Annotated in this window: 19 protein-coding genes, 1 tRNA gene and 1 pseudogene; 12 read left to right on the forward strand and 9 right to left on the reverse strand. The window is 68.4% G+C overall.

Going from position 1 to position 19744, the window contains the following annotated elements; all coding sequences use genetic code 11:
- Window positions 1–120 precede the first annotated feature (120 nt).
- From pgm to ACO2Q2_RS04400, 3 genes are read left to right on the forward strand one after another with little or no spacing between them, the layout of a single operon-like run.
- Window positions 121–1773, forward strand: a complete 1653-nt coding sequence (gene pgm / locus ACO2Q2_RS04390; RefSeq protein WP_423254560.1) for a phosphoglucomutase (alpha-D-glucose-1,6-bisphosphate-dependent) — start codon at window positions 121–123, stop codon at window positions 1771–1773.
- A 27-nt stretch (window positions 1774–1800) separates the two neighbouring features.
- Window positions 1801–2343 carry a cytochrome b gene (locus ACO2Q2_RS04395; protein WP_423254561.1) on the forward strand — a complete coding sequence of 181 codons (543 nt, stop codon included), beginning with the start codon at window positions 1801–1803 and terminating at the stop codon, window positions 2341–2343.
- 45 nt (window positions 2344–2388) lie between these two features.
- Window positions 2389–3084, forward strand: coding sequence for a VIT1/CCC1 transporter family protein (locus tag ACO2Q2_RS04400; protein WP_423254562.1), 696 nt, complete (start codon window positions 2389–2391; stop codon window positions 3082–3084).
- A gap of 295 nt (window positions 3085–3379) precedes the next feature.
- Here the strand turns inward: ACO2Q2_RS04400 and gnd are convergent.
- Together gnd and ACO2Q2_RS04410 are read right to left on the reverse strand one after the other, a co-directional pair.
- Window positions 3380–4306, reverse strand: a pseudogene (gene gnd / locus ACO2Q2_RS04405) (phosphogluconate dehydrogenase (NAD(+)-dependent, decarboxylating)); the annotation flags it as partial.
- A 55-nt stretch (window positions 4307–4361) separates the two neighbouring features.
- Window positions 4362–7826: a glycosyltransferase gene (locus ACO2Q2_RS04410; protein WP_423254563.1), complete on the reverse strand. Its 3465-nt coding sequence runs from the start codon at window positions 7824–7826 to the stop codon at window positions 4362–4364.
- A 215-nt stretch (window positions 7827–8041) separates the two neighbouring features.
- Between ACO2Q2_RS04410 and ACO2Q2_RS04415 the strand changes: the two genes are divergently transcribed.
- Window positions 8042–9850, forward strand: coding sequence for an MASE1 domain-containing protein (locus ACO2Q2_RS04415; RefSeq protein WP_423254564.1), 1809 nt, complete (start codon window positions 8042–8044; stop codon window positions 9848–9850).
- A gap of 44 nt (window positions 9851–9894) precedes the next feature.
- On the opposite strand, the gene ACO2Q2_RS04420 is transcribed toward ACO2Q2_RS04415, so the two are convergent.
- The gene (locus tag ACO2Q2_RS04420) at window positions 9895–10335 is read right to left on the reverse strand and encodes a hypothetical protein (RefSeq protein ID WP_423254565.1); all 441 of its coding nucleotides are present in this window, start codon (window positions 10333–10335) and stop codon (window positions 9895–9897) included.
- Between the two features lie 227 nt (window positions 10336–10562).
- Here ACO2Q2_RS04420 and ACO2Q2_RS04425 point away from each other — a divergent pair, with 227 nt between their 5' ends.
- The gene (locus ACO2Q2_RS04425) at window positions 10563–10805 is read left to right on the forward strand and encodes a type II toxin-antitoxin system YhaV family toxin (RefSeq protein WP_423254566.1); all 243 of its coding nucleotides are present in this window, start codon (window positions 10563–10565) and stop codon (window positions 10803–10805) included.
- A gap of 22 nt (window positions 10806–10827) precedes the next feature.
- Here ACO2Q2_RS04425 and ACO2Q2_RS04430 read toward each other — a convergent pair whose 3' ends face one another.
- Window positions 10828–11691 (reverse strand): AraC family transcriptional regulator, encoded by an 864-nt coding sequence (locus ACO2Q2_RS04430; RefSeq protein WP_423254683.1) that lies wholly within the window; start codon window positions 11689–11691, stop codon window positions 10828–10830.
- 29 nt (window positions 11692–11720) lie between these two features.
- Here ACO2Q2_RS04430 and ACO2Q2_RS04435 point away from each other — a divergent pair, with 29 nt between their 5' ends.
- The gene (locus tag ACO2Q2_RS04435) at window positions 11721–11855 is read left to right on the forward strand and encodes a hypothetical protein (protein WP_423254684.1); all 135 of its coding nucleotides are present in this window, start codon (window positions 11721–11723) and stop codon (window positions 11853–11855) included.
- A 98-nt stretch (window positions 11856–11953) separates the two neighbouring features.
- Here the strand turns inward: ACO2Q2_RS04435 and ACO2Q2_RS04440 are convergent.
- From ACO2Q2_RS04440 to ftsY, 5 genes are all read right to left on the reverse strand, one after another.
- Window positions 11954–12029 (reverse strand) — tRNA-Phe (locus tag ACO2Q2_RS04440).
- An 82-nt stretch (window positions 12030–12111) separates the two neighbouring features.
- Window positions 12112–12390 carry an oxidative damage protection protein gene (locus ACO2Q2_RS04445; RefSeq protein WP_423254567.1) on the reverse strand — a complete coding sequence of 93 codons (279 nt, stop codon included), beginning with the start codon at window positions 12388–12390 and terminating at the stop codon, window positions 12112–12114.
- Window positions 12387–13460, reverse strand: coding sequence for an A/G-specific adenine glycosylase (gene mutY, locus ACO2Q2_RS04450; protein ID WP_423254568.1), 1074 nt, complete (start codon window positions 13458–13460; stop codon window positions 12387–12389). The genes ACO2Q2_RS04445 and mutY overlap by 4 nt, the downstream gene beginning before the upstream one ends.
- On the reverse strand, window positions 13457–14512 hold the full coding sequence (locus ACO2Q2_RS04455; protein ID WP_423254569.1) for an AsmA family protein: 1056 nt from the start codon (window positions 14510–14512) through the stop codon (window positions 13457–13459). Before ACO2Q2_RS04455 ends, mutY begins: the two co-directional genes overlap by 4 nt.
- Before the next feature lie 24 nt (window positions 14513–14536).
- On the reverse strand, window positions 14537–15628 hold the full coding sequence (ftsY, locus tag ACO2Q2_RS04460) for a signal recognition particle-docking protein FtsY (RefSeq protein WP_423254570.1): 1092 nt from the start codon (window positions 15626–15628) through the stop codon (window positions 14537–14539).
- Between the two features lie 74 nt (window positions 15629–15702).
- Between ftsY and rsmD the strand changes: the two genes are divergently transcribed.
- The 6 genes from rsmD (at window position 15703) to ACO2Q2_RS04490 (ending at window position 19659) form a co-directional block, all read left to right on the forward strand.
- A complete protein-coding gene (gene rsmD, locus ACO2Q2_RS04465) occupies window positions 15703–16275 on the forward strand; it encodes a 16S rRNA (guanine(966)-N(2))-methyltransferase RsmD (RefSeq protein ID WP_423254571.1) in 573 nt (190 codons plus the stop codon).
- Window positions 16276–16845, forward strand: coding sequence for a pantetheine-phosphate adenylyltransferase (gene coaD / locus ACO2Q2_RS04470; RefSeq protein ID WP_423254572.1), 570 nt, complete (start codon window positions 16276–16278; stop codon window positions 16843–16845).
- The gene (locus ACO2Q2_RS04475; protein ID WP_423254573.1) at window positions 16838–17338 is read left to right on the forward strand and encodes a hypothetical protein; all 501 of its coding nucleotides are present in this window, start codon (window positions 16838–16840) and stop codon (window positions 17336–17338) included. Before coaD ends, ACO2Q2_RS04475 begins: the two co-directional genes overlap by 8 nt.
- A 95-nt stretch (window positions 17339–17433) precedes the next feature.
- Window positions 17434–17694, forward strand: coding sequence for a YfhL family 4Fe-4S dicluster ferredoxin (locus ACO2Q2_RS04480; RefSeq protein ID WP_423254574.1), 261 nt, complete (start codon window positions 17434–17436; stop codon window positions 17692–17694).
- 28 nt (window positions 17695–17722) lie between these two features.
- The gene (locus ACO2Q2_RS04485) at window positions 17723–18589 is read left to right on the forward strand and encodes an MBL fold metallo-hydrolase (protein WP_423254575.1); all 867 of its coding nucleotides are present in this window, start codon (window positions 17723–17725) and stop codon (window positions 18587–18589) included.
- Window positions 18589–19659: a TMEM43 family protein gene (locus ACO2Q2_RS04490; protein ID WP_423254576.1), complete on the forward strand. Its 1071-nt coding sequence runs from the start codon at window positions 18589–18591 to the stop codon at window positions 19657–19659. The genes ACO2Q2_RS04485 and ACO2Q2_RS04490 overlap by 1 nt, the downstream gene beginning before the upstream one ends.
- Window positions 19660–19744 lie beyond the last annotated feature (85 nt).

Below are 19744 nucleotides of genomic sequence, written 5' to 3' on the forward strand. Positions count from 1 at the left end.
CCCTGTGCGCGAATGCTCTTGGCTTTGATGTCCATCAGGAGCAAGAGCATTCGCGCACAGGGTGCGCTCCTACCCGGGAGGTTGGCGGCAAACGCATTCCGTGAACTTCTTCGAGCAACCATGAGCCCGACCCTCAGTCCTCTTGCCGGCAAGCCGGCGCCCGCCTCGATCCTCGTCGACGTGCCGCAGCTGCTCGCCGCCTACGCCGACCTGGCGCCCGACCCGTCGGTGCCCGCGCAGCGCGTGGCGTTCGGCACGTCGGGCCATCGCGGCTCCTCGCTGAGCCGCAGCTTCAACGCGGCGCACGTGCTGGCGATCAGCCAGGCGATCTGCGACTACCGCGCCATGCAGGGCATCGACGGTCCGCTGTTCGTGGCGATCGACACGCATGCGCTCTCCGCGCCGGCGTTCGAGCACGCGCTGGAAGTGTTCGCCGCCAACGGGGTCACCACCATGATCTCGGCCGGCACGCCGTACACGCCCACGCCGGTGCTGTCGCACGCGATCCTGGTCTACAACCGCGGCCGCACGGATCACCTGGCCGACGGCATCGTGCTGACACCCTCGCACAATCCGCCGGCCGACGGCGGCTACAAGTACAACCCGCCCAACGGCGGCCCGGCCGACACCGACGTCACCCGCTGGATCCAGGATCGTGCCAACGCGCTGCTGGCCGATGGGCTCAACGGCGTGCGCCGGGTGCCCTACGCGCAGGCGCGCCGCTCAGCGCGGGTGATCGAGCACGACTACGTGGCCAGCTACGTGTGCGACCTGGCGAACATCGTCGACTTCGACCTGATCCGCGCCGGCGGCCTCAGGCTCGGCGTCGATCCGCTGGGCGGCGCCGGCGTGCACTACTGGGCGTCGATCGCCGAGCGCTACCGGCTCGACCTCACCGTGGTGCGCGAGACGGTCGATCCGCGGTTCGCCTTCATGAGCGTGGACTGGGACGGCAAGATCCGCATGGATCCCTCGTCGAAGTACGCCATGGCCAGCCTGATCGCGATGAAGGACCGCTTCGACGTGGCCTTCGCCTGCGACACCGATCACGACCGCCACGGCATCGTCGCGAAAAGCTGCGGCCTGATGCAGCCCAACAGCTACCTCGCCACGCTGGTCGACTACCTGTTCCGCCACCGCCCGCACTGGCGCGCCGACGCGGCGGTGGGCAAGACGGTGGTCAGCAGTTCGCTGATCGACCGCGTGAGCGCGCGGCTGGGGCGCCGTCTGTATGAGGTGCCGGTAGGCTTCAAGTGGTTCGCCGACGGCCTGTTCGACGGATCGCTGGGTTTCGGCGGCGAGGAGAGCGCGGGCGCGTCGCTGCTGCGCATGGATGGCAGCGTGTGGAGCACCGACAAGGACGGCATCGTGCCGGCGCTGCTGGCCGCGGAGATGACCGCGCGCGAGGGGCGCGATCCGGGTGAGCGCTACGCCGACATCACCGCGGCGCTGGGCACGCCGCATTCCGACCGCGTCGACGCGCCGGCCACCGCCGGGCAGAAGGCACGACTGGGCAGGCTGGCGCCCGCGCAGGTGCACGGCACCGAGCTGGCCGGCGATCCGATCATCACCGTGCTCGACAAGGCGCCGGGCAACGGCGCGGCGATCGGCGGCATCAAGGTGGTGACCGCGGCCGGCTGGTTCGCCGCGCGTCCCTCCGGCACCGAGGCGATCTACAAGATCTACGCCGAGAGCTTCCGGGACGAGAACCATTTGCGCGAGCTGATCGCCGAGGCGAATAAGATGGTGGACGGCGCGCTCGCCACCCCCTGAGCAGCAGCGATTTCCAAGGAGCCTTCCATGTCACCGATCAACCCGCCCAGCCGCTACGCGGCGTCGTTGCGCTGGCTGCACTGGACCGTGTTTGCGCTGGTACTGCTGGCGTACGTGTTCATCAACCTGTTCGATCTGTTCCCCAAGGGCAGCACGCCGCGTCTGAATACGCTGGCGGCGCACTACCTGGCCGGCATCGCGGTGCTGCTGCTGGTGCTGCCGCGGCTGGCGGTGCGGCTGTCGCACGTGGATCCACCGATCCTGCCCGAGCCGGGCGTGTGGATACAGCGCTTGAGCAGGCTCACCCACGTGGCGCTGTACCTGTTCCTGATCGCCCAGCCGATCATGGGCATCGTCACGCTGCAGATCGCAGGCAGGCCGGTGACGCTGTTCGGCGCCACCTTCCTGCCGGCATTGTTCGGACCCGGTGACCGCGCGCTGGCGCACCAGTGGGAGGATATCCACGGCACCGTGGGCGAGATCTTCTACTACGTGATCGGCCTGCATATCGTGGCCGCGCTGTGGCATCACTTCGGCCGCAGGGACAACACGCTGCGGCGCATGGTCTGATCAGTCACACCGATCCGCTGCCGCACGACCGACCAGTGAACCCACATGCATCATCGACACAGCGAGCGGCACGTCACCGGCCGCATGGGCTGGCTGCGCGCCGCCGTGCTGGGCGCCAACGACGGCATCGTCTCCACCGCCAGCCTGGTGCTCGGCGTGGCGGCGGCGCATGCCGGCCTGCAGGGCATCCTGATCGCCGGCACCGCGGGCCTGGTGGCCGGCGCCATGTCGATGGCCGCGGGCGAATATGTGTCGGTGCACTCGCAGGCGGACAGCGAGGCGGCCGAACTGGCGCGCGAGCGCAGGGAACTGGAGACCGACGTGGACGGCGAGCACAGGGAGCTCGCCGCGATCTACGTCGGGCGCGGGCTGGATCCGGCGCTGGCCAGGCAGGTGGCCGAGCAGTTGATGGCGCACGATGCGCTGGACGCGCACATGCGCGACGAGCTGGGCATCACCGACACGCTCAAGGCGCGTCCGCTGCAGGCCGCGGCCGCCTCGGCACTGAGCTTCGCGCTGGGCGCGGCGCTGCCGCTGATCGTGGTGGCGCTGGCGCCGGCCGGCGTGCTGCTGTGGTCGGTGTTTCTCACCTCGCTGGTCTTTCTCGCGGTCCTTGGCGGATTGGCGGCGCGTACGGGTGGTGCCGACATCCGCATCGGCACCTTGCGCATCACCTTCTGGGGCGCGCTTGCCATGGCGATCACCACCGGCGTGGGCATGCTGGTGGGCGTGGCGGGTTAGGGATGCCCTGATCAATCTGTGCGCCTTCTGGACATCATGGCGCCTGCGCAGGGTTGATCCGAGCATTCCTGGGGTGGTGTCACGCCACCCGCGCAACACCACCCCGGGCGTTTGGCGACGGTCGCAGTAGGCGGGCGATTTTTTCTCAGCCTCTCAGCCGCCGCGTTCGTCCCACAGCCGGATGCCGCCGGTCAGGCCGGCCTTGTTGGAGGCGATCAGTGCGGCGGCCTTCAGCCCGCTGCCTCCGATGTCGATGGCCACGTGGCGGGGCGGCGTTGACGGGTCCGTGCCGCGCTCATTCGGATTTCACCGCGTGGCCGCCGAACTGGTTGCGCATCGCCGCCAGCAACTTGTCGGAGAACGTATCGGTATCGCGCGAGCGCAGCCGTTCGAGCAGCGCCAGCGAGATCACCGGCGCGGCGACGTTGAGGTCGATCGCCTCGGCCACCGTCCAGCGGCCCTCGCCCGAGTCGGCGACGTAGGGGGCGATGCCGTCCATCGATGGATTCTTCTTCAGCGCATCGGCGGTGAGGTCGAGCAGCCACGAGCGCACCACCGAACCCACGCGCCAGATTTCGGCGACCTGGTGCAGGTCCAGCGCGAATTCCCGCTTGTGCCGGAGGATCGAGAAGCCCTCGGCGTAGGCCTGCATCAACCCGTACTCGATACCGTTGTGGACCATCTTGGTGAAGTGGCCGGAGCCCACGGCACCGACGTGTCCCCAGCCCTGGCCGGGCGCCGGGGCCAGCGCCTCGAACAGCGGACGCAGCCGCGCCACGGCCTCGTCGTTGCCGCCCACCATCATGCTGTAGCCCTCGGCCAGTCCCCACACGCCGCCGCTGGTGCCGCAGTCGACGTAGTGGATGCCGGCCTCGGCGAGCTCCGCCGCGCGGCGCAGGGTGTCCTTGTAGTGGGCGTTGCCGCCGTCGACGAGGATGTCGTCGCGGTCGAGCCGGCCCTTCAGGGAGGCAACGGTGCCGGCGGTGATCTCGCCGGCCGGCACCATCATCCAGACGGCCCGCGGTCCGGGCAGCTGTTCGACCAGCGCATCGAGCGAGGCGACCGCTTCGCCGCCGCGCTGCGTCCACGCCTCGCGCGCCTTCGGCGAGGGATCGAACCCGACCACGCGGTGTCCGGCGCGCCGGAGCCGCTCGGCCATGTTGCCGCCCATGCGGCCCAGCCCGACCATGCCGATGTCCATGCCTGCCTCCTTCGATGCCGATAGGTCAGCGTGGAAGTCTGCCCCCCGGCACCTGCAGGCGGCGTGATGGGGGCGCTCAGCGGGTCGTTGCGCAGTCCTTCGGCCGCGCCGTCGCCGGCGGGGCCTCGATCTCCTCGATCTCCTCGCTGCCGACCTTCACCGTGGCCTTGCGTTCCTGTCGACCCCAGCCGACCGACAGTCCGCGCAAGGCGGTCGACACCGAGCGCACCACCACGTAGTACATCAGCTGCCGGTAGCCGAAGCGCTGCAGCACCAGCCACCACAGCAGGCTCCAGCGCTCGCGCTTCTCCATCGCGAAGGCGAGTACGCCGGCGCCCAGGTCCACCGCCATGAACAGCGCGTAGAACGCGCCCATCCTGATCAGGTTGCTGTCGTTGAACTGACCGCGGTGCTGCAGGTAGTCCAGCCCGGTGGCGATGATCTGCCAGACCAGCAGCAGGTCGACCAGCGGCGAGACCACCGAGAACACGATCTGGAACAGCCACACCTGCGGCAACGCGATCATGCCCAGCGCGCCGTAGCGCGGGCGGAACGTGACGTCGCGGTGCTTCCACAGGCACTGCAGCGTGCCGTAGGCCCAGCGGAAGCGCTGGCGGGCCAGCCCGCGGGCGGTGTCCGGCGCCTCGGTCCAGGCGATGGCGTCGGCATCGAACACGGTGCGGTAGCCGGCCTTCTGGATCGCGATGGTGAGGTCCTGGTCTTCCGCCAGCGTGTCGCCGGGGAAGCCGCCGAGCTGCTCCAGCGCCTCGCGCCGCCAGGCGCCGACCGCGCCCGGCACCACGGTGATCGCGCCCAGCGCGGCCAGCGCGCGGCGCTCCAGGTTCTGCGCAGTGACGTATTCCAGCGCCTGCCACGCGGTGATCAGGTTGATGCGGTTGCCCACCTTGGCGTTGCCGGCGACGGCGCCGATGGCCGGGTCGGCGAACCAGCGCACGAGGCGCGCGATGGTGTGCGGTTCGAACTGCGTATCGGCATCGAGCGCCACGATCACCTGTCCGCGCGAGGCGCGCAGTGCCGTGTTCACCGCGTTCGCCTTGCCGCCGTTGGGAATGCCGATGAGCCGCACGCGGGGATGGTCGGCGTACTGGCTGCGCACGATCGCGGCGGTGGCATCGGTGGAGCCGTCGTCGACCACGATGACTTCCAGCGCGCCGTGGCGGCTGTTGAGGATGCGGCCGATCGCGCTGGCGATGACCTTTTCCTCGTTGAACGCGGGAATCAGCACGGATACCAGCGGCGGATCACCCGGCGCCGGCGCCACGCGGCGGCGATCGCGATACCAGTTGAGCCCGCCCAGCCCGCCCAGCAGCAGCAGCCGCGCCACGCCCAGCCAGATCGCGGCGAGGAACAACGCGTTGAGGAAATGGCCGAACCAGCCGAGGGTGAGGAACACCGAGCGGTCCGCCCACTGCGACAGCGAGCCGACGGTGAGCGGCGGCATGCCCTGGTCGCGGGTGAGGCCGGCCAGCGCCGAGACGGTGACGAAGTCGTAGCCCTCGGCGCGCAGCGCATCGATGATCCGAGGCAGCGCGGCGACCGTGTTGGCGCGGTTGCCGCCGCCGTCGTGCAGCAGCACCACGCGGCTTTGCCGATCCGGGCTCTGGTGATGCACCTGGTCGAGCACGCGCTGCACGATCGTGTCCACCGGCGGGCGCTGCCAGTCATTCGGATCGATGTGCAGGCCCACCGCGATGTAGCCCATCGCCTGGGCCTGCTCGATCGGCACCAGCTCGTCGGCGGTGGTGGGCTCGGCGTCGCCGAAGTAGGGTGCGCGAAACAGCCGCATCGAGCGGCCGGTGAGCGCCTCGAACAACCGCTGGGTGGCGTTGAGTTCCAGCGCGGTGATGCCCGGCGAGGTCTCGCCCAGGTTGGGATGGGTGAAGGTGTGGTTCCCCACGTCGTGGCCTTCGGCCACCATGCGCTGGACCAGTCGCGGCGACGCCTCGGCGTTCTCGCCGATGATGAAGAAGGTGGCCGGCACGTGCCTGGCCTTGAGGATGTCGAGGATCTTCGGCGTCCAGTCCGGATCGGGGCCGTCGTCGAAGGTGAGCGCGATCTTGCCGGGCTGGGTGCCCACGCGCTGGATCACGTAGGAGGTGGGCAGCGCGGTGTAGTGCTCGCCGTCGATCTCGCCGCTGTCCTTGTCGATGGTGAAGCTGCGCGCACCGGCTTGCGGCTTCGAGACGATCTGCAGGATTTCGCCCTGGCCCTCGATGTCGATGCTCTGGCCCTGGCCGATCTCGCGCAGGGCGTCCGGCGCGCCGGCGCCGTAGGGGCGCCCCATCACAGACCAGATCGACGGATCCTCCGAGCCCAGCCGCCACACCGCGTAGCCGTAGGGCTGGTAGCCGTCGGCATCGTGGATCTGGTTGTAGGCGGTGGCGGCGTCGAGGAACCACAGGTCGTGGACGGTGCCGTTGTCCTCGCTGTAGGAAAAATGCGGGTTCTGCGTGTCGTCGTCGAAGTCGATCGTGGTCTGCGCGTCGGCGGCGCGGTCCATCGCGTCCTGGAAGGTCACCGCCTCGGCGTTCCGGCCGCGTGCCCAGTCGTAGCCGTAACTGCCCAGCGCGATGATCGTCTGGTCGGGGTCCAGTTCGTTCATGCGCTTGTCGAGCGTGCTCTCGAACCAGTCCTGCGCCGCGATGCTGCCCGGATCCTTGCCGGCCCAGTGCTGGTCGTAGGCCATCAGCAGTTCGAAATCGACGATTTTGGCAAGGCCGGCGTAATCCCACGCCTCATCGTCGAAGGGTACCGACAGCACGATGCCCCAACCGTAGGGCGCGAACGCGTCCGCGAGCTCGCCGAGGAACTGCTTGAGGTCGGGCTGGGCGCTGTCCGGCAGGTTCTCGAAATCCACCGTGACGCCCTGGAACCTGTTGGCCGCCAGGAACGCCACGATCTGTGCCACGCGTTCGTGGCGCAGATCGGCATCGGCGAGCATCCTCGCCAGGCCGTCGCCGTCCCAGCTGCTGTTCACCGCGTTCTGCAGCAGCGGCAGGATCGGGGTGGAGGGCTTCTCGCGCCGGATCAGGTCCAGCGCCCTGGTGTCCACATGGGTCTGCAGCGCCATGTCCGGCCCACTGACGGACATCCAGCCGGGAATGACCCAGTCCAGCGTGGGCAAGGCCCGTTTCAGCGACGGATAGCTGTCGTCGTCCCAGTTCACGTAGAAGCCGATCGCCAGCGCGCGACCGGCCGGCTTGTCCAGCGAAGGCGGGGTCGCGCGAAGCGCCCCATGGATGCGTGCAGCGTGCGCAGCGTGGTGGTGGGCGCGCACCTCGGACGCCAGCCGGGCGGCCCGCCTGGCCAATGCCGGCGCCGCCAGAGTCACGCCCTTCAAGGCATGCAGGCCCTTGCCGTGCCGGCCCAGTTGCACGCCCTCCATGGTCGGTCCCACGAACAGGCTCAGTACGAAGGCAACGACGAACAGGGTGCTGATCACCGCCAGGGCCAGCCCCATGCGCGAAAGTCGACTGGCCCGCCGGCCGGTAGGGTCGAAGAACACGGGTTTCTTGTGCATGGAGCGGCGCAGGCAGGGCGAGGCCGCTATTGTGGGGCCACGATCCCGGTTTCCGGCAGGAGGCGCTCAAGTCGCAGCATCCTGCGGCCGCTGACTGTTCAGGCTTCCAACGGAGATGCCGTGGATCGACAGTCCGCCACGACGTGCCCAGGCAAGGTCGGTACCGTCCACTTCATCGCAGTGGCGGACCTCACGGCGGCCGAGAAGAGAATGGCGTGGTGTTCTGCCAGGCGGGTGGTGTCGAGGGCGGCGGCATCGGCGGCGCGGGCCTGTCCGGGACATCGCCGGATCGATCCGCGCTGCATGACCCGCGCTGCAGCTTGTGTTCGGCGCCACCGCATACGATGATCCAAAAGTCAACGCGCGGCGCGCAGCCCGCCGCCAGTCTGCCGGGGTTGTACAGGGGAAGTATCCAGCGCAGGGGGAAGCAGTCGATGTCGAAGCAGGGAAGTCGATGGGTTGAGGTTTCGAAGCACGTTGCCGTGGCGCTGGGGTATGCGCTGGGCTTCATGCTGCTCCGCGAGGTCTCGTTCTCGCACTGGGTGCTTTTTGCTGGTTTTCGGTTCTGTTCGTTGTTGCTCGTACCATACAAATATTGGCCGGCCCTGGCGGTTGGTGAGCTGGGCCCAGCCGCATACACGAGCTTCAGCTGCATCGAGGTCTATGGACTTGCCTGGTCCATGCTCGCAGCGGTTCCGCCCATCATCTTTGGTATGCCGCTTATCTGGTGGGGGCGTGCCCACCTGAATGTTCTCCCCCAAAGCGGCTCTGTAAATATCAGGTCACTACTTCTGTGCACACTGGCAGCCGCGAGTGTGTGGAGCTTCTTCAATCTGTCCGTCCTCTCGCTTGCCAAGCTGCCGACTCATGCCCCCCCTCTCGCTTACCCAAGTATTCTCGGGCGCTGGTTTGTCGGCAATTTCCTTGGGGTGCTCACGGTCGCCCCACTTGTTCTGAGCTTGCGCGAGTTAATCGGTAGGCGTTCTGGACGCGAAGATATTCGAACTGCGTTCGCCAAAGAGGTGTTTGGCACCGGTGGAATGGTGATTACTTCCCTGACTGCTCTCGCCATGGTGGGGCATTTCGCGTCTAGCGAGGGCCTGCGGCAAAGCGCTCGAATGGCCATGTTCCTGCCCGTAGTCTGGCTAGCGTTGAAGTACGGATGGCATGGTGCCGCCATAGGCGGGACTCTTGCGAGTATCGGTGTTGTTGCGACGATGCCGGCAGTTGCCGATACCGATACCATGCAGGCTCAGGTGTTTATTGCTTTCGCCATCACGACGATGCTTTTGCTCGGAGAGCGCATCGCATCTCTCCATTACGACGGGCAAAAGGAGCGGCAGGAACTGCGCAGTGCGATGATGCTTGCCCAAAAAAACATGTTCCTTGGTGAGTTGCATTTGCGTCAGACCTCCGAGGCTCTGGAGCACGTCCGCGAAGCAGTTCAAGGCACATATGGTCAACTTCTCACCCGATTTCAGCACTTGTTGCCCGATCAAGATGAGAGGGATTGCCGAAAGAAAGCGGCGGTAACCCAGCAACAATTGTTTCGTCTTGCCGACAGTCTGAATCCGGTTGTGTGGCGTTCCGAGGGTTTGGCCGCGGCATTGCGTCAGGGGTCAATTGCACGCGCCTTGTCTGAGTGGGGCGTCGATTATTGGTGCGACATTCGAGAGAGGGGGCTGGAAGACATTTCCGACACGCTTTCCATCTCTGCCTACCGACTGGTATGTGACGCGATTTTCGATCTTTGCAAGGATCACCCCGTCAGTTCCATATCGCTTGCTCTCAGAGTTGGTACAGAGAACAGGGGGCGCCGCTGGCTGGTAGTGTGCGTCACGGCATCTTGGCTGGGGGAAGCCAAGCCCCTCCACTCCTCGGAGCTTGCTTTGCGGCTCTCAACCAGTGGGCTGGGAATCGAGGCTGTACAAGACAGGGTCTCAACTTTTTCCGGTCGACTTAAGTACCGCCACTATGATGATTACGCGCGTATCAGCATCATCATGTACGACCTCCAGCCCTGACTGGTCGGCAGGGCTGGAGTTGGTTCAAGCCCACATCCAATCGATCAATTGACGCGGGTGCTGCACTCCACCGGATCCTTGCAGTCAGTCGAAACCAGGAGTGTGGTCACGCCAATGCTCGGCGATGCAGCCTTGATGGTCATGGTGCCATCGCTGTACACCGTGTTGCCCGTGGTGTTCGTCGTGGTGCCGGTCGTGGTGGTGACGTTTTGTGCATCCGTGCCGATCGGCAGGACCAGCACCTGGCCGCCGGCGGTGGCGATCGCGGCGTGCACGCCGCCGTTGATGTCATTCACCTGGACGTAGCGCACGCCGTCCTTTTCGAACACGTATACGTGCCAGTGCGGATTGGCGCTGACATCGGTGGCGTTCGGCCAGGACTGGCCCAAGCCGGAGGAGGGTGCATCCGTGGCCTGGGCCATGCCGGACAAACCGAAGGCGAGGAGCACTCCGGCGATTGCGTGAAAACGCGAAATCTTGAGCATTGCAATTCCCCTTTTTTGTGGACGTGATGACTGCCAGTGATCGTGAGATCGCGCCCAACATACCACTGCAGGATTCCGATGGGTGGGGACCTGCATCACGCGGAACAGGCCGTGGCTCCTGCCCGTGGGGATGATTTGAATGTCTCGCGTGCTTGATTCGCGCGAATGGGTCGGGATCGGGCGGTACTGAAAACAAAAGGCCCGCCTGGCGGCGGCTTTTCGATGCCATGGTTGCAGATTCTGGCCAAGTTGAGCACTTGATCCATGAGGGCTGGTCACGCTGCTGCGCCTGGGCGAATGACGAAGACACCAGACGCGCCTGCAAAAGTAGCGACGACGCCTACCGGGTGTTTCGCAAGATGCTGAAAGGCGGGCATCCGCCCGATGACTGGGATCGGCCCCTAGCCCACGCGCAGAAAGAATCGCAGCGGACGCAGGAATCATTGGCACGGGCGCCAGCCGTGCAGTGATTGGCGCAGCGTGCGTCGTCCCTCAGCCGTGACTCGGCCCGCCCGTGGAACCGCTGCCGATCCATTCGCGCGGACACGCACCGAAGCGTTGCTTGAAGGCCCGGGACAGCGAAGAGGGGCCGGCGAACCCCACTTCCCCGGCAACCTGCTTCAAAGGGCGGTCGTCGCGCAGTAGGGCCGTCGCCAGCGTCAGCCGCCAGTCCGTGAGATAGCGGGCGGGGGTGACGCCGGCCGCGCGTTTGAACGCTTGTGCGAACGCGCTGCGCGACATCGCCGCCTCCGATGCGAGCGAGGCGAGCGACCAGGCGTGGGCCGGCGAGCGATGCATCGCGACAAAAGCCCGCGCCAGCCGCGGATCGGACAGCCCCGCGATCATGCCGCTGCTGACGCCGACCTCGTCCGGGTGGTCGATGATCCAGCGCAGCAATTGAATGAAGACCACCTCGAACAGTCGGTCGATCAAGACCCGCGATCCGCATCGAACGCGATCGGTCTCCGCGAACAGCAGATCGAGCGCCGGCTGCAGTCCCTCGATCCGCGCCAGGGGCACGCAGATCGACGGGGGCAGGGCGTCGACGATCGGATTGTGTTCGGCGCCGTCGAAATCGAGCGTGGCACAGGTGAAGTCCGAGCCTTCCCGCGGTGGATGGATGAATTCGTGGAAGACCGGGCGGGCGTACAGCAGCAGGCTCGGCTCATGCAGTTCCATCAGCTGCGCAAGACCCGGCGTCCGGCGATGGCGGACGGTGAGTGTCCCGCGCCTGAGCACGTGCAGGAATGCCCGACCCGGCCGGGCATCGAAGTGCGTCCGGCCGCACAGCGGGCCGTTGTGGAGGAGCGCGGCCCGAACCCGGAAGCGCTCGAGCAGAACCGAGAGCCGATCGATCGGCTGCTTGGCCGGGGACTCGGCAGGCCTTGGGCAGGATCTGGACGCAAGCCGGCATCGACCTCGATGCGCTGCGTGCCCCGGCCCGCGAGCATCGGCGCGGGCTCGCGCAGGCGCTCGATCGCGTGCTGTCCGATTGGTTCGCACGCAACCGGCTGGCCTGAAGCGGTGGTGGCACAGGCAGATCGGCGCCGAATCCCGCGTGGCGTCGCGGAACCCGGAAATGAAAACGCCCAACCGGAGAGGGTTGGGCGCTGAAAGGTGGTGGCCGGGGACGGAATCGAACCGCCGACACGGGGATTTTCAATCCCCTGCTCTACCAACTGAGCTACCCGGCCAGGGTATGGGTCCGCCGAGGCAGGCGCGGCCTGGGCCGGTGCGTCGTGGAGCCGCGCATTAAACTGGATGCGCCTTCCAGCGTCAAGACGCGGATGGCGGTGGCACGTAGCCTGCGGGCTGTTCGGCGCCACCCTCGAACAGGAATTTCTCCATTTCCCGGGCAAGGAACGAGCGCGCGGCCGGATCGAGCGGATTGAGCCGGTTCTCGTTGATCAGCATGGTCTGGTGCGTCATCCACTGTTGCCAGGCCGGCTTGGAGATTTCCGCGTAGATGCGTTGGCCGAGCGGGCCTGGCCATGGGGCGAAGTCGAGTCCTTCGGCATCGATGCCGAGCTTGCGGCAATGGACGGTACGGCTCATGGGGATTCCTCGTGATCGGCTTGAAGGGACTGGAGCAGGACGCGGACCGGCGCGGGCAGGCCCAGCACGGCGCATTCGTCCCGATCGCACCAGCGGTGCAGCGGCTGGTCGGCCACGCCGGGGTGCGCGCTGGCGCGATCGAACAGCAGCGGCTCCACGGCGAGCCTGTAATGGCTGAAGACGTGGGTGAACGGCGCCAGCGGTCGCGCGTCGTCCACCCGCGCCCATTGCCCGGCGGTGCGCCAGGCGGCGTCCGGGTCGGGCGCTTCGGGCAGGCTCCACAGGCCCGACCACACGCCCTGCGGCCCGCGCCGCTCCAGCAGGATGCGGCCCCGCTCGTCGCGCAGGATCAGCATCAGCGTGCTGCGCACGGGCTGGCGCCTGCCGGGCCTGGCGGTGGGCAATTGTGCGGTGAGGCCCTCGCGACGGGCCACGCAGTCTTCCTGCAGTGGGCAGTCTCCGCAGCGCGGCTGGCTGCGAACGCACACGGTCGCGCCCAGGTCCATGATGGACTGGGTGTAGTCGGCCACGCGCTGGTCGGGTGTGTGCGATGCGGCGAGCTGCCAGAGTTTCTTTTCGACGGCGCTCTGGCCCGGATCGCCGTGGATGCCGTGGTAGCGGCTCAGCACCCGCTTCACGTTGCCGTCGAGGATGGGAAAGCGCAGCCCGTGGGCCTGCGCCAGGATCGCGCCGGCGGTGGATCGGCCGATGCCGGGCAGCGCACGCAGCGCCTCGAAGTCGCGCGGGAGTTCGCCCTCGTGGCGCTCGACGCAGCGCTGCGCGGCCTGGTGCAGGAAGCGCGCGCGCCGGTAGTAGCCCAGGCCCGACCACAGCGCGAGCACGGTGTCCTCGTCGGCGCGCGCGAGATGGCCGAGGGTCGGCAGTGCCTCGATGAAGCGGTGGAAGTACGGGACCACCGTCGCCACCTGGGTCTGCTGCAGCATCACTTCGGACAGCCAGACCCGGTAGGCATCGCGGCAGCCGGCCGCATCGCCGTGTTGCCACGGCAGATCCTTGCGGCCGTGCCGGTCGAACCAGCGCAGCAGGCGGGCGGCGACGCGCTCGGTCATGGCGAGGCGGTGGGTGGCATGGCCGCGCTGGCGGTGCCGGCGGGGACGTCCTTGCCGATATCCAGGCTCAGTCCCTCCACGTGGATGCCGCCGACATCGAGGCGGTCGGCATCCACGTGGCCCTGGCCGGGCGGCATGGTCAGCGGCGTGCCGCCCCGGGTGCCCAGTTGCGACCACCAGCCCGCCAACTGCAGCGGTGGCAGGCGCAGGTCGACGTGGTTGGCGGCGCCATCGAGCTTGAGCGCCAGCAGCAGCGGATCGCGTGCGTTGGCCGGGGTCAGTCGCATGGACACCTCGTAGCGCCCGCTGTCGGCGCTGTCGAGCTGGCCGGCGAGATCGGCCGAGGCGTCGGCCGCGCCGTGCCAGCGCGCGCTGCCGCGCAGATCCAGGACCATGCTTGCGCCGTGCGACAGGTGCAGCACGATGTTCTCGAACAGCATGCTGGCGCCGCGCATGCGGGGCGTGGCGAGCAGGCGCAGTTGCACCGGATCTTCGCCGGCGTCGCGTCCGGTCATGTCCAGCGAGAACGGCTTGCCGGGATTGAGCTGCCCGGTTTCCAGCGCGAGGTTCTGCAGCAGGATGTCGTTGCCGCGCACCACGCTGGCCCGGCTGATCAGGATGCCGGTGACGATGCGTGGAATCTGCGGCGGGTGGGCGGCGTCCGTGGCCGGAAGGCGCGCGGCCCAGGCCTGCAGGGCGTCCAGATCGACGCGCGGAGCGTCGATCTCAAGCCGGGAGATCACCGTCCGTCCGCCGAACAGCGTGCGCCACGGCAGCGCCAGCCGGCCGCGCGCGGCCAGCAGGATCGGCATGGTCGCGTCCTGCTCGTTGAGCGTGATGCCTTCGAGCTCCAGCGCGGGCCGGGGGAACAGCGTGGGCCGGGCCGGGCTGGCCAGGTGCAGTTGCAGCCCCGCGGCGCTCGCCTGTGCCTGCAAGGTGGCGGTGAAGCGATCCGGCTGCAGCAGCCAGTAGACGCCGATGACGATGGTCAGCAGCAGCGTGGCCGCCGCGCCGGCCAAGCCGAGCAGGGCGATACGCCAGCGGCGCTTCATCCGCGCAGGCCCGCGTGGCGCGACTCAGTCATGGCCGAGCCGGGCAGGGAGCAGGCCGTCGACGAAGGCCGCGGCATCGAACCGACGCAGATCCGTGGCGGTCTCGCCCAGCCCCACGTAGCGGATCGGCAGGCCGAACTCGCGGGCCAGCGCGAACACCACGCCGCCCTTGGCGGTGCCGTCCAGCTTGGTGACGACCAGGCCGGTGACGCCGACGATCTGGCGGAACTGGCGGACCTGGCTCACCGCGTTCTGGCCGGTGGTGCCGTCGATCACCATCAGCACCTCGTGCGGCGCCGCCGGATCGAGCTTCTTCAGCACGCGGGCGATCTTGCCCAGCTCGTCCATCAGGCCGCCCTGGGTGTGCAGGCGGCCGGCGGTGTCGGCGATCAGCACGTCGGCGCCACGCGAGCGGGCCGCCTGCAGCGCGTCGAAGATCACGCTGGCCGAATCGGCGTCCTGGCCCTGCGCGATCACCGGCACCTGGTTGCGCTCGCCCCAGGCCTTGAGCTGGTTCACCGCGGCGGCGCGGAAGGTGTCGCCGGCGGCCAGCAGCACGCTGCGGCCCTCGTCGCGATAGCGGCGCGCCAGCTTGCCGATGGTGGTGGTCTTGCCCACGCCGTTGATGCCGACGGTGAGCACCACGAAGGGCTGGTGGCCGGAGACGTCCAGCGGCTGCTGCACCGGCACGAGCTGCGCGACCAACGCCTGGCGCAGCGCATCGAGCAGGGCGTCCGCATCGGCGAACTCGCGCGCGTGCATGCGCCTGCGCAGCGCCTCGACCAGGTTCGTGCTGGCCTCGACGCCCACGTCGGCGGTGATCAGCGCGGTTTCCAGCTCGTCGAGCAGGTCGTCGTCCAGCCGCGGATGGCGCACGAACAGCGCGCCCAGGCTCCTGGCCAGGCCGCTGCCGGACAGGCGTTCGCGCCAGCTGCGCCGGGCCGGTTCCGATTCGCCCGCGGTACCTGCTGCGGTAGATGCGACGGCGGTGGGCATGGCCGCCCCCGCCGGCGCGGCGGGAACATCCGATGCGGTCGAGGCGGCATCGTCAGCTGCGGTGGCCGCATCCTGCGCCGGTTCGCCGTCGGCGGGCTTCTTCTTCCAGAACTTGAGCATGGCGAGGGCGATTCAAAGACAATGGGCGGCATGCTATCACCCCGATCCGAACTGCCCGCTGAGGGCGCGACCCGATGAGGCGCACGCCCGGGCGCATCCGCATCATCGGCGGCAGCCTGCGCAATTCCCGCCTCGACGTGCCGGACCTGCCGGGCTTGCGGCCCACTCCCGAACGGGTCCGCGAAACGCTGTTCAACTGGCTGTCGCCGGTGATCGCCGGCGCGCACGGGCTGGATCTGTGCGCCGGCACCGGCGCGCTCGGCCTGGAAGCGCTTTCGCGCGGGGCGGCCAGCGTGCATTTCGTGGAGCCGCAGGCGGCCGCGGCGCAGGCGTTGCGCGCCAACCTGGCCCGGCTCAAGGTGGCCGGGGCGAGCGTGGATGCGGTCGATGCCGCCCGTTTTCTCGCCGGCGCGCCGCGGCCGTTCGACGTGGTCTGGCTCGATCCGCCGTTCGCCGCGGATCTCTGGAGCACGCTGGCGCAGCGGCTGGAGCAGGGCTGGCTCGGCGCCTCGGCATGGATCTACGTGGAGTCGCCACGGGATCGGGTGCTCGCCTTGCCGGCCCACTGGATGCTGCACCGCGAGGCGCAGGCCGGCGAGGTGCGCCATGCGCTCTATCGCCGCGCCGGGATGCTTCCGTTAAGCTAAATGCCCATTCATTCGGGCTGCCGAGCATCCGTGAGCAAGCCGTCGATCAACCAGCGCCTGGCCGTCTATCCGGGCACCTTCGATCCGATCACCAACGGCCACACCGACCTGGTGGCGCGCGCCGCGCCGCTGTTCGAGCGCATCGTGGTGGCTGTAGCCGAAAGCCCGAACAAGGGTAAGGGGCCGGGCTTCTCGATGCACGAGCGGATTGCGCTGGCGCGGCTGGCGCTGGCCGACCTGCCGAACGTGGAAGTGCGCGGCTTCGACTGCCTGCTGGCGCAGTTTGTCGACCGGGTCGGCGCAGGCGTGATCATCCGCGGGCTGCGCGCCGTGTCGGATTTCGAATACGAGTTCCAGCTGGCCAGCATGAACCGGCACCTGATTCCGCAGGTCGAGACGCTGTTCCTCACGCCGGCGGAGCAGTACAGCTTCATTTCCTCGTCGTTGGTACGCGAGATCGGCCGCCTCGGCGGGGATATTTCCGGTTTCGTGCATCCGGCGGTGCAACAGGCCATGCGCCAGCGCTGGCACAAAAAGCAACCTGACAACGAAGGTGACCACCATGCGTAAGTTCGTCCTCGCCGCCACGCTCGCCCTGGCCGGTACCGTCATGCTCTCGGCCTGCAACAAACAGGGTGACGGGCAGCAGACCGCCCAACAGACCCAGAAGGCCACCAAGCCGACCGATCCGAACGATACCAAGGCCTGGAACGCCTACCTCGGCCAGATCGTCACCGCCAACATGCAGGGCATGAGCGCCGATCGCCCCTACGCCTACCTGGTGCCGGCCGGCGACGATGCCGATTCGCAGGCCAAGTACGGCCGCCAGCTCGAGGCGGTGCAGGGTGTGGTCGCCCGCGGCGTGCTGCCGGGCAACATGCTGGTGTTCGCCGGCCCCAACTCGGCCAAGACCGCCGACTTCATCACGGCCGCGTTCAAGGACGCCAGGCCGGGTTCGTTCAAGGACGTCATCGTGCTGTTCATCGGCGACGAGGCCGACAAGCAGCGCGTGATGGACGTGCTGACCCCGACCAGCGCCAACATCCGTTTCGTCGCCATGTAATCGGCAGCTGCGGAAGCCGGGTTGCGCTTGCGCGATCCGGCCTGGCGCGTGGTGCCATGCCGCCACGCGCCTTTCCGCCGGCCGTATACCGCCCCATGGCCCTCAAGATCCTCGACACCTGCGTCAACTGCGACGTCTGCGAACCGGCCTGTCCGAACCAGGCGATCTCGCTGGGCGAGGAGTTCTACGTGATCGATCCGGCCCGCTGCACGGAGTGCCACGGGCATTACGACGAGCCGCAGTGCGTGGTGGTGTGCCCGGTCGAATGCATCATCGTCGACCCCGACCACGTGGAAACCGACGCACAGCTCGACCTGAAGTACCGACAGCTGACCGGAACCGGCGACGGTTCCTGAGCCGGCGCTCCACCCGCAGGGTCGACCCATGCCATTGTTCTCGATTCTCGGCAATTCGCAGCGGCTCGACGGCGGCGCGATGTTCGGCAACGCGCCGCGCGCGCTGTGGTCGCGCTGGATCGCGCCGGATGGGGAAAACCGCATCCCGCTGGCCTGCCGCTGCCTGCTGGTGAAGGATGCGGACGGCCGCCACGTGCTGTTCGAGACCGGCATCGGCGCGTTCTTCGAGCCGGCCCTGCGCGAGCGCTACGGCGTGGTGGAATCGCGCCACGTGCTGCTCGATGCGCTGGCGGAACTGGGCCTGTCGCACGAGGACATCGACGTGGTGGTGCTCTCGCACCTGCACTTCGACCACGCCGGCGGCCTGCTCGCGCCGTGGGCCGATGGCGCGCCGCCGCGGCTGCTGTTTCCCCGGGCGCGCTTCCTGGTGGGCGCCGTACACTGGCGGCGCGCGCTCGATCCGCATCCGCGCGACCGCGCCTCGTTCATCCCCGAACTGCCCGGCCTGCTCCAGGCCAGCGGGCGGCTGGAACTGGTCGAGGGGGCACACTCGGCCACGCTGGGCGAGGCGGTGCGCTTCCATTATTCGGACGGCCATACGCCCGGCCTGATGATGGCCGAGGTCGGCGGCGTGGTGTTCTGCGCCGACCTGATCCCCGGCCGGCACTGGGTGCACCTGCCGATCACCATGGGCTACGACCGCTGGCCGGAAAAGCTGATCGAGGAGAAGCGCGAGTTCCTCCAGGACAAGCTCTCCCGCGGCGTGCGGCTGTTCTTCACCCACGATCATGAGTGCGCGCTGGCGGAGGTGACCTGCGACGCGCGCGGTCGCTTCGGCACCGCGCACGAGCGCGCTGCGCTGGCCGGTTCGCTGGCCGCGCCGGAGGCGACGTGATGCGCGGCGAGCATGTCCCACGCGTGCTGGTCATCGGCGGCGTGCTGCTCAAGGTGCTCGGTGCGCTGCTGGTGCTGGGCGGGCTGGCGCTGCTGGCATCCACCGAGAACGGCCTGCTGGCCTATCGCCAGGCGGCGCAGCGGCACGGTGGCGAGATTCTCGATCTGGACCGGCAGATCGGCCCGGAGATCGGCCAGTACGGCTACATGGCGCGCATCGCCGGCACCCCCCGCGTGGTGGTCCCGCCGCGCGATGCGGACTTCAACCAGAGCGCGGCGGTGCCCGTGCTGATCCGCCACGTGGAGATGTTCCAGTGGCGCGAGGTGGTCGTCGGCGGTGTCGCCCACTACGAACTGGACTGGGTCGACCATCCGGTCGACGCCAACCGTTTCGAGCATCCGGCCGGCCACGCGAACCCGGGCAGGTTTCCGATCGTGGGGCGGCAGTTCGACGCCGGCGAGGTGCGCCTGGGCGGGTTCCGGCTGTCCACGCCGCTGCTGCATGCGCTGCCGGGCAGCGCGCGGCTCACGCCGGACGCCAGGGCGCTGCCGCCCAACCTGGCGGCCAGTTTCTCGGCGGACGGCGACTACCTCACCACCAGCGCGCAGCCGCAGTCGCCGCGGCTGGGCGACCTGCGCGTGAGCTGGGAAACGGTGCCGGTGCAGACGGTGACCGTGGTCGGCCGCCTCGACGGCGACACCCTGGTGCCGGCCACCGACGCGCCCGACGGCAAGGGTTACGAGGTGCAGCTCGGCGAGCGGGCGCTGGTGGACATCTTCCCCGACCTGCCGATGCCACCGGAAGGCGTCATGCCGCGGCGCGCGATCGCGCTGCTGCTGGCCGCACTGGGCGTGCTGGCACTGCTGTGGGAGCGCCGCGAGCACGTCAGCGACCTGCTGCTGCCGGTGGGCATCGGCGCCCTGCTGATCGGCGCGGTCGGCGGCACGATGTGGCTGGGCGGCAGTGTGGGGATGAGCCTGCGCTGGTTCATGCTGGCCGGGTTGGGGCTGGCGATCGCCGCCTGGCCACTGTGGCGGCGCCAGCGCGCGGGCGGTGGCGAACCGGGCTGAGAGCCGAGAAAAATTCGACCGCCGCAGGGAACCTCGAAAAACCGCTCTTTGTTCATCATTTCCGCGAAAGCGGGGATGACGAGCC

The organism is Dyella sp. KRB-257 (assembly GCF_049445995.1).
Classification (GTDB): domain Bacteria; phylum Pseudomonadota; class Gammaproteobacteria; order Xanthomonadales; family Rhodanobacteraceae; genus Dyella_A.

Excerpts from the sequence above, each read along its gene's own strand:
- pgm (WP_423254560.1), top strand. The coding sequence starts at position 121 with ATGAGCCCGACCCTCAGTCCTCTTGCCGGCAAGCCGGCGCCCGCCTCG.
- ACO2Q2_RS04395 (WP_423254561.1), top strand. The coding sequence starts at position 1,801 with ATGTCACCGATCAACCCGCCCAGCCGCTACGCGGCGTCGTTGCGCTGG.
- ACO2Q2_RS04400 (WP_423254562.1), top strand. The coding sequence starts at position 2,389 with ATGCATCATCGACACAGCGAGCGGCACGTCACCGGCCGCATGGGCTGG.
- ACO2Q2_RS04410 (WP_423254563.1), bottom strand. The coding sequence starts at position 7,826 with ATGCACAAGAAACCCGTGTTCTTCGACCCTACCGGCCGGCGGGCCAGT.
- ACO2Q2_RS04420 (WP_423254565.1), bottom strand. The coding sequence starts at position 10,335 with ATGCTCAAGATTTCGCGTTTTCACGCAATCGCCGGAGTGCTCCTCGCC.
- ACO2Q2_RS04425 (WP_423254566.1), top strand. The coding sequence starts at position 10,563 with ATGGTTGCAGATTCTGGCCAAGTTGAGCACTTGATCCATGAGGGCTGG.
- ACO2Q2_RS04445 (WP_423254567.1), bottom strand. The coding sequence starts at position 12,390 with ATGAGCCGTACCGTCCATTGCCGCAAGCTCGGCATCGATGCCGAAGGA.
- mutY (WP_423254568.1), bottom strand. The coding sequence starts at position 13,460 with ATGACCGAGCGCGTCGCCGCCCGCCTGCTGCGCTGGTTCGACCGGCAC.
- ACO2Q2_RS04455 (WP_423254569.1), bottom strand. The coding sequence starts at position 14,512 with ATGAAGCGCCGCTGGCGTATCGCCCTGCTCGGCTTGGCCGGCGCGGCG.
- ftsY (WP_423254570.1), bottom strand. The coding sequence starts at position 15,628 with ATGCTCAAGTTCTGGAAGAAGAAGCCCGCCGACGGCGAACCGGCGCAG.
- rsmD (WP_423254571.1), top strand. The coding sequence starts at position 15,703 with ATGAGGCGCACGCCCGGGCGCATCCGCATCATCGGCGGCAGCCTGCGC.
- coaD (WP_423254572.1), top strand. The coding sequence starts at position 16,276 with ATGCCCATTCATTCGGGCTGCCGAGCATCCGTGAGCAAGCCGTCGATC.
- ACO2Q2_RS04475 (WP_423254573.1), top strand. The coding sequence starts at position 16,838 with ATGCGTAAGTTCGTCCTCGCCGCCACGCTCGCCCTGGCCGGTACCGTC.
- ACO2Q2_RS04480 (WP_423254574.1), top strand. The coding sequence starts at position 17,434 with ATGGCCCTCAAGATCCTCGACACCTGCGTCAACTGCGACGTCTGCGAA.
- ACO2Q2_RS04485 (WP_423254575.1), top strand. The coding sequence starts at position 17,723 with ATGCCATTGTTCTCGATTCTCGGCAATTCGCAGCGGCTCGACGGCGGC.
- ACO2Q2_RS04490 (WP_423254576.1), top strand. The coding sequence starts at position 18,589 with ATGCGCGGCGAGCATGTCCCACGCGTGCTGGTCATCGGCGGCGTGCTG.